This is a genomic window from Corynebacterium meitnerae, from assembly GCF_027570075.1.
Classification (GTDB): domain Bacteria; phylum Actinomycetota; class Actinomycetes; order Mycobacteriales; family Mycobacteriaceae; genus Corynebacterium; species Corynebacterium meitnerae.
On record NZ_JAKMUS010000009.1, the window covers coordinates 89,317 to 95,410 of the forward strand.

Sequence of the window (6,094 nt, forward strand, 5' to 3'; positions counted from 1 at the left end):
ATGAGAGTCATCTACGACTGCGATCCCGGCATCGACGACACCTACGCGCTGATCTACCTCGCCGCCTTGGCGCACACACAGGACATTGAACTTGAGTGCGTGACCACCAGTGCCGGCAACGTGGACGCCGACCAGTGCGCGCGCAACGCCGCCTGGATTCTCACCCTGTGCGGCCTGCCCACCATCCCTCTCGCCGCGGGGATGCAGGCCCCACTTGAGTGGGAGCTCACCACCACGCCGGACACGCACGGGGACACCGGCCTGGGCTATGCCACCGCGCCGGGGCGCCATGTTGAGCACGATTGGGCCATGCTGTGGTGCGATGCCATCGACCGCGGGACTGAGGACCTCCACCTCATCATCACCGGCCCCATGACCAACCTCGCCGCGTTTGCCCACCTGCACCCGCAGCACTACGCCAAGCTCAAGCACATCACGGTTATGGGCGGGGCCTTCCTCTACCCGGGCAACACCACGCCCACCGCGGAGTGGAACTTCTGGGTCGACCCGCACGCCGCCAAGCACGTCTTTGCCACCACTCCCACGCCGATCACGGTGTGCCCCCTCAACGTGACCGAACGCATGATCCTCACCCCGGACCACCTCGAACGCATCATTGACTCCCTGGGCACATCACTGCTCGCAGAACACCTTGAGCCCATCACCCGCTTCTACTTTGAATTCCACGAAGACACCGGCGACGGCTACCAGGCCCAAATCCATGACCTGCTCACCGTCATGGTTGCACTGGGCCAGGTCCCATCGGATTTTCGCTTATCGACGGTCGACCTCGAACCCAATTCCCCCTTAACCCGCGGCACCTCCATCGCCGACGACACCGGCATGTGGGACCGCAACCCCAACGCCCACATCCTCACCGACTCAGACCCCACCACCGCCTGGCAGCTTTTCGACACCGCCTGCACCACCCACGCCCGCATCGCCGCCGGCGACCCCGCACTGGAGCGGCTCCGGCATATGCGGGCGGATGATTAGTTGCTACTTCTCGGGGATGAGGGGTGCATCTTCGTGAGGGTCATCCGGGAGCGCGATTCTCCAGTATCGGTTGTCAATTTCTGTTTTCGGACCATTGAAGGTTTTTGTAGTTTCAATCACTCGAACAGCCATGCATCCGCCGTTTTTGGGTTCCGGCAACCCTAAGTCTTTGGCAATTCGGGTATGGCGTGAGTAATCGCCAAGAATTATTATTCCTTCGGGCAAGAGAATTGAGCGTGCGCCTCCGTTGTAGCGAATCCTTTTCATTGGATCTTTTTGTTGTGCCACAGTGCAAATGATGCCTCGCGGAATCACCTGGTTTTGAACCGTGCGAAAAAGATTGTTAATTCGCGCCTGGCCCGATTTTTCTTGCATCACGAACTCGGCATCATCTGGTTTCAGGGCGAGAAGCACATTCTTAGGGAAAGGGTGGTCGAACCAAGCCCACTGGATGGACTCCCTACCTGTGAGGCTAATGGTGCGTTTTTTATCGCGGTTTCCACCCTTATTCAGAATCTCATCAGTGATGTAGACAAAACCAACACGAAAAGTAGCTTTGACCTCGTCGGCATGGCAAAGCATTGCGTAGTTATGGACGGTTTCTAGGGGGATCATCCAACCGAAAGGATTCTTAGAGTACTTGCAGTCGACTTCAACTTCGTCGATGCAGTAGTCCATCTTGATTCCATCGGAGATTAGATCGGTAAATTGTCTCCTAATGTTTATTTCGACAAGGGAGCCGATGTGGGCTAACTCCGTTTTGCTTAGGTCCTGGGGGCGATAGCGGCCAGTATTCTGGCCGTCATAAGCTTGATCAAAAGTTTCTCGGAATAGAAGCGCCATGCGCTCTCCACCAGGGTCTGCCTCCTGCAATTGCTTTGCAAGATGCTGGGCGATTTGGGCGGGGGTCATTTCTACCATAAGGCAGCTTCCTTGATCTCAATTTGTGCTGGCTCTGCTTGGTCTCCATTATTCACGGGGATTCGGTGTAGAGCATTTGCAATTGATCGTCCCAATGCCTCTGCCACTGGGGGTGGGAACGCGTTGCCAACTTGACGCCATTGCGCGGTTTTCCTGCCGGCCCATTTCCAATCTTCAGGGAATCCCTGGATCACCCCACCCATTGGAACAGTGAGACGGGGAAGATTATCGGGATCTCCCACCGGAAAGTCTTTGCCTGGAGATTCTTCTGCAATTGATGAGCCGCGAACTCCCAATACTCGCCATGCTTCTCGAGCTCTGGTTGGACCAACATCTGGACCACCATGTTTTTTGGAACCGCCGACTAATGTCGGCGCGACGGTATTCGCTTGCTTGGCCCATTCATCCGCTCCGGGCCAACCGTTTTCGGCCATGAGGTGATGTAAGGCTTCGCCTACGGTGACAATCTCATCGCGAGGAGCAGGCCAGGAAAAGTAATCTGCATACTCATATTTGAGAGCCACCAAAATAAAACGTGGTCTCAGTTGTGGTACCCCATAATCAGCTGCTTGGATGAGTTTCCAGAAGACCTCGTAACCAAGAGAGTTGAGAGTCTTAATTATCTGAGCACGGTAGGTATCAAAGCGTTTTTGCCCCAGCCCTTTAACGTTTTCAAGTAGCACAGCACGGGGTTCGATTTCTTCGATAAGTCGGAGTGCTTGGGGGAAGAGGTCACGCTCATCGTCAGACCCGAGCTGCTTTCCAGCGATAGAGAATGGAGGGCAAGGGACACCCCCGGCAAACAAGTCAATTTTGCCGTTCCATGGCCGCCCATCAAGATCATGGACATCCATTTCAAGCACTGTCCAGGAAGTCTTGTTTTTGCTATCGAAGCTGTTGTCTCGAAGGGTCTGGCAAGCCCAGCTGTCGATCTCAACTACTGCACTGTGCTTGAATCCGGCCCACTCCAGGCCAAGTGCTTGGCCACCTGCGCCGGCGCAGATCTCAAGAGATGTTAGCTCTCCGCCGCTTTCCATGACTCGAACACCCTCTCCCTTTTTGAGGTAACTACCACCTTTGATTGGGGTTATGTGCTTCATGACTCTAGCGCTCCTTAGGTAAGAACTATTAATGGACTCTCATCGTATTTCCCTAAGGGACATTGATTCCTTTGGAATCGAATGTTTGTACGAACTGGTTGTTTGAAAGGGTTTTGCCCAGCCGCGGTGGATGAAGTGGTGGCGGGGTGTCCTCGATGTATGTGGAAGATATAAGGATTGTCAGCCCGGTTGATTAATCTTTGTTTGTTCGAAGAGGCGATGTTCGGTCGGCAAGGGCCTTGCCTTCACCGCGCCGGGCGGCGAAGACGGTGCTGTTGCGGAGGATGACGGCGCCGGTGACGTCGATAAGCTTTGGCATGCGTTTCATCGTAGGGCAGTGGCGCCAGAATTAAACGGGAAGCTCGCTCACACGCTCTGCTGGCACGGCGACGACGTTCTCGGCGCTGTCCTTGGGGCCGCAGGAGGGGAATTTGTTGAACTTCTGGTCTTCGTCGCCGGGGAAGAGGAAGTTGTTGCCGCCGCAGAACCAGCCGTTCGGGGCGTCCCAGAATGCGCCGGAGCCTTGGGGTGGGGTGCCGGAGGGGGAGCCGGACATGTAGTCGTTGAAGACGGTCATGGCTTCGTCGCAGCTGAGGCCGTCGTTAAGCGTGACGATGGTGAACGAATCGACCTCACCACAGATGGTGCCGGCAGGGTCGAGGCCGTCGTCAGGTTTTTCTTCTTCGGGCTTTTCCTCGGTGGGCTTCTCTTCGGTGGGCTTCTCCTCGTGGGACTCGGGCTGGGCCTCAGAGGAAGCTTCAGCGACGGTTGTCAGCGCTGGTTCGGCGAGCTCGTCGGTGGAGGAGCAGCCGGTGAGGACCAGGCCTGTGGCGGCGAGGGTAATGAGGGGGAAAGTGTGTGATCGGGTGAAGCGCATAGGAACACAGTGTAGGCAGAAGTGTTTGTTGTAATCAGTGGGGCTCTCGCCACGAAATAGCTATAGGGCCACGGGTAGCGTACTGTTTGCGATTGATGAATATTGATGAATCCGCCGCTGAAGACCAGCAGGCGATGCCCCCGGTAGAAGCCGGGGAAGAGATGGGGGCCGGCACTGAGGCCGGCGCGAACGAAGAAACTGACAACAACGAAAACAACGAGAATGTTGCGGACGGGGAGACGCAGACAAGCGGCTTTGACGGCCTTGATCTCCCGGGCGATGTCATTGATGCGGTGAAGAAGGTCGGCTTTGAAACGCCGTCGCAGATTCAGACGCAGACGATTCCGCTGCTGATGGAAGGCCGCGATGTGGTCGGCCTTGCGCAGACGGGTACGGGTAAGACGGCGGCGTTTGCGTTGCCGATTCTGGCGCGCATCGATAAGAAGGCCCGCCACCCGCAGGCCCTCGTGCTTGCGCCGACGCGTGAGCTGGCGCTGCAGGTGTCTGATTCCTTCCAGTCTTTCGCTGACCACCTGGGCGGCATTTCGGTGCTGCCGATCTACGGTGGCCAGGCATACGGCATTCAGCTGTCCGGTCTGCGTCGTGGTGCGCAGATCATCGTCGGTACGCCTGGCCGTGTGATCGACCACCTGGAGAAGGGCTCGCTGGACATCTCTGACCTGCGCTTCCTCGTGCTCGACGAGGCAGATGAGATGCTCAACATGGGCTTCCAGGAAGACGTGGAGCGCATTCTTGAGGACACGCCGGATGAGAAGCAGGTGGCGCTGTTCTCCGCGACGATGCCGAATGGCATCCGCCGCCTGTCCAAGCAGTACCTCGACGATCCTGCTGAGGTCACCGTCAAGGCCAAGACGCGCACCAACACCAACATCACGCAGCGCTACCTGTTCACCGCGCACCGCAACAAGCTCGACGCCATCACCCGCATCCTTGAGGTGACAGAGTTCGAGGCCATGATCGTGTTCGTGCGCACCAAGCACGAAACCGAAGAGCTCGCCGAGAAGCTGCGCGCACGCGGATTCTCCGCAGCAGCCATCAACGGTGACATCGCACAGCAGCAGCGTGAGCGCACCGTCGATCAGCTTCGCGACGGCCGCCTGGACATCCTCGTCGCCACCGACGTTGCCGCGCGCGGCCTGGATGTTGAGCGCATCTCCCACGTGCTCAACTACGACATCCCGAATGACACCGAAAGCTACGTCCACCGCATCGGCCGCACTGGCCGTGCCGGCCGTACCGGTGAGGCGATCTTGTTTGTCACCCCGCGTGAGCGCCGCATGCTGCGCTCCATCGAGAAGGTGACCGGTGCCAAGATCGAGGAGATGGAGCTGCCGACCGTTGATGAGGTCAACGACTCGCGCAAGGCCAAGTTCGCTGACTCCATCACCGAGTCCCTGGAAGATTCCCAGCTGGATCTCTTCCGCGCTCTCGTGCGCAGCTACTCCACGGAGCATGACGTGCCCATGGAAGACATCGCTGCCGCACTGGCCGCGCAGACCTCTGGCGATGAGTTCCTGATGAAGGAGCCGCCAAAGGACAAGCGCGACCGCCGTGACCGCGAGCGCTGGGACCGCGATGACCGCCGTGACCGCGAACGTGGTGGCCGGTTTGATCGTGGTGGCCGTGACCGTGGTGAGCGCGGTGGCCGTGGTGGTCGTGGGCGCTTCCACAACGACGACGTCAACTTTGACACCTACCGCCTGGACGTGGGCAAGCGCCAGAACGTGCGCCCGGGTGCCATCGTTGGTGCCCTGGCCAACGAAGGTGGCCTGACCAACCGTGACTTCGGCCGCATCACCATTGGCGGTGACTTCACCCTCGTCGAGCTGCCCAAGGACATGGACCGTAAAGTCCTCGACCGCCTGAAGGGCACCCGCATCTCCGGCCAGCTGATCAACATTCAGCCGGATACCGGTGGGCCGTCCCGTGACCGTGATCGCGGTGGTCGCGGCGGACGCGGTGGCTACCGCGGTGGCCGCGGTGGGTACCGCGATGATCGTGGTGGTCGTGGCGATCGTGATCGGGGCCGTGGTGGATACCGGGGCAAGGGCCGCGGGAACCGCGACTGGCGCGACTAACGTCTTTAGGTTGCTGCCTTCGCGGTAGTGGCTGGGAGCGCCAGCGGAATCTTGTTGTTGATTCTGCTGGCGCTCTTTTTCATGTACTGGTTCGCAGGTAG

The 6,094-nt window shown here is 58.6% G+C and carries 6 protein-coding genes; 2 read left to right on the plus strand and 4 right to left on the minus strand.

Translation table 11 applies throughout. The features are described 5' to 3' along the window. Positions 1-996: a nucleoside hydrolase gene (locus L8U60_RS07040; protein WP_274708521.1), complete on the plus strand. Its 996-nt coding sequence runs from the start codon at positions 1-3 to the stop codon at positions 994-996. A gap of 3 nt (positions 997-999) precedes the next feature. Here L8U60_RS07040 and L8U60_RS07045 read toward each other — a convergent pair whose 3' ends face one another. From L8U60_RS07045 to L8U60_RS07060, 4 genes are all read right to left on the minus strand, one after another. Further along, positions 1,000-1,917 (minus strand): NaeI family type II restriction endonuclease, encoded by a 918-nt coding sequence (locus tag L8U60_RS07045; protein ID WP_269965655.1) that lies wholly within the window; start codon positions 1,915-1,917, stop codon positions 1,000-1,002. Continuing rightward, positions 1,911-2,954, minus strand: coding sequence for a DNA cytosine methyltransferase (locus tag L8U60_RS07050; RefSeq protein WP_269965665.1), 1,044 nt, complete (start codon positions 2,952-2,954; stop codon positions 1,911-1,913). Before L8U60_RS07050 ends, L8U60_RS07045 begins: the two co-directional genes overlap by 7 nt. Before the next feature lie 256 nt (positions 2,955-3,210). Then, positions 3,211-3,336, minus strand: a complete 126-nt coding sequence (locus L8U60_RS07055) for an NUDIX hydrolase (RefSeq protein WP_269965656.1) — start codon at positions 3,334-3,336, stop codon at positions 3,211-3,213. Between the two features lie 30 nt (positions 3,337-3,366). Then, on the minus strand, positions 3,367-3,894 hold the full coding sequence (locus L8U60_RS07060) for a hypothetical protein (protein WP_269965657.1): 528 nt from the start codon (positions 3,892-3,894) through the stop codon (positions 3,367-3,369). Between the two features lie 134 nt (positions 3,895-4,028). On the opposite strand from L8U60_RS07060, the gene L8U60_RS07065 reads away from it, so the two are divergent. Further along, complete coding sequence (locus L8U60_RS07065) at positions 4,029-5,993, plus strand: DEAD/DEAH box helicase (RefSeq protein ID WP_420840171.1); 1,965 nt, start codon at positions 4,029-4,031, stop codon at positions 5,991-5,993. Positions 5,994-6,094 lie beyond the last annotated feature (101 nt).

Coding starts and splice junctions, on each gene's coding strand:
- L8U60_RS07040 (WP_274708521.1), top strand. CDS start 1: ATGAGAGTCATCTACGACTGCGATCCCGGCATCGACGACACCTACGCG.
- L8U60_RS07045 (WP_269965655.1), bottom strand. CDS start 1,917: ATGGTAGAAATGACCCCCGCCCAAATCGCCCAGCATCTTGCAAAGCAA.
- L8U60_RS07050 (WP_269965665.1), bottom strand. CDS start 2,954: ATGGAAAGCGGCGGAGAGCTAACATCTCTTGAGATCTGCGCCGGCGCA.
- L8U60_RS07055 (WP_269965656.1), bottom strand. CDS start 3,336: ATGCCAAAGCTTATCGACGTCACCGGCGCCGTCATCCTCCGCAACAGC.
- L8U60_RS07060 (WP_269965657.1), bottom strand. CDS start 3,894: ATGCGCTTCACCCGATCACACACTTTCCCCCTCATTACCCTCGCCGCC.
- L8U60_RS07065 (WP_420840171.1), top strand. CDS start 4,029: ATGCCCCCGGTAGAAGCCGGGGAAGAGATGGGGGCCGGCACTGAGGCC.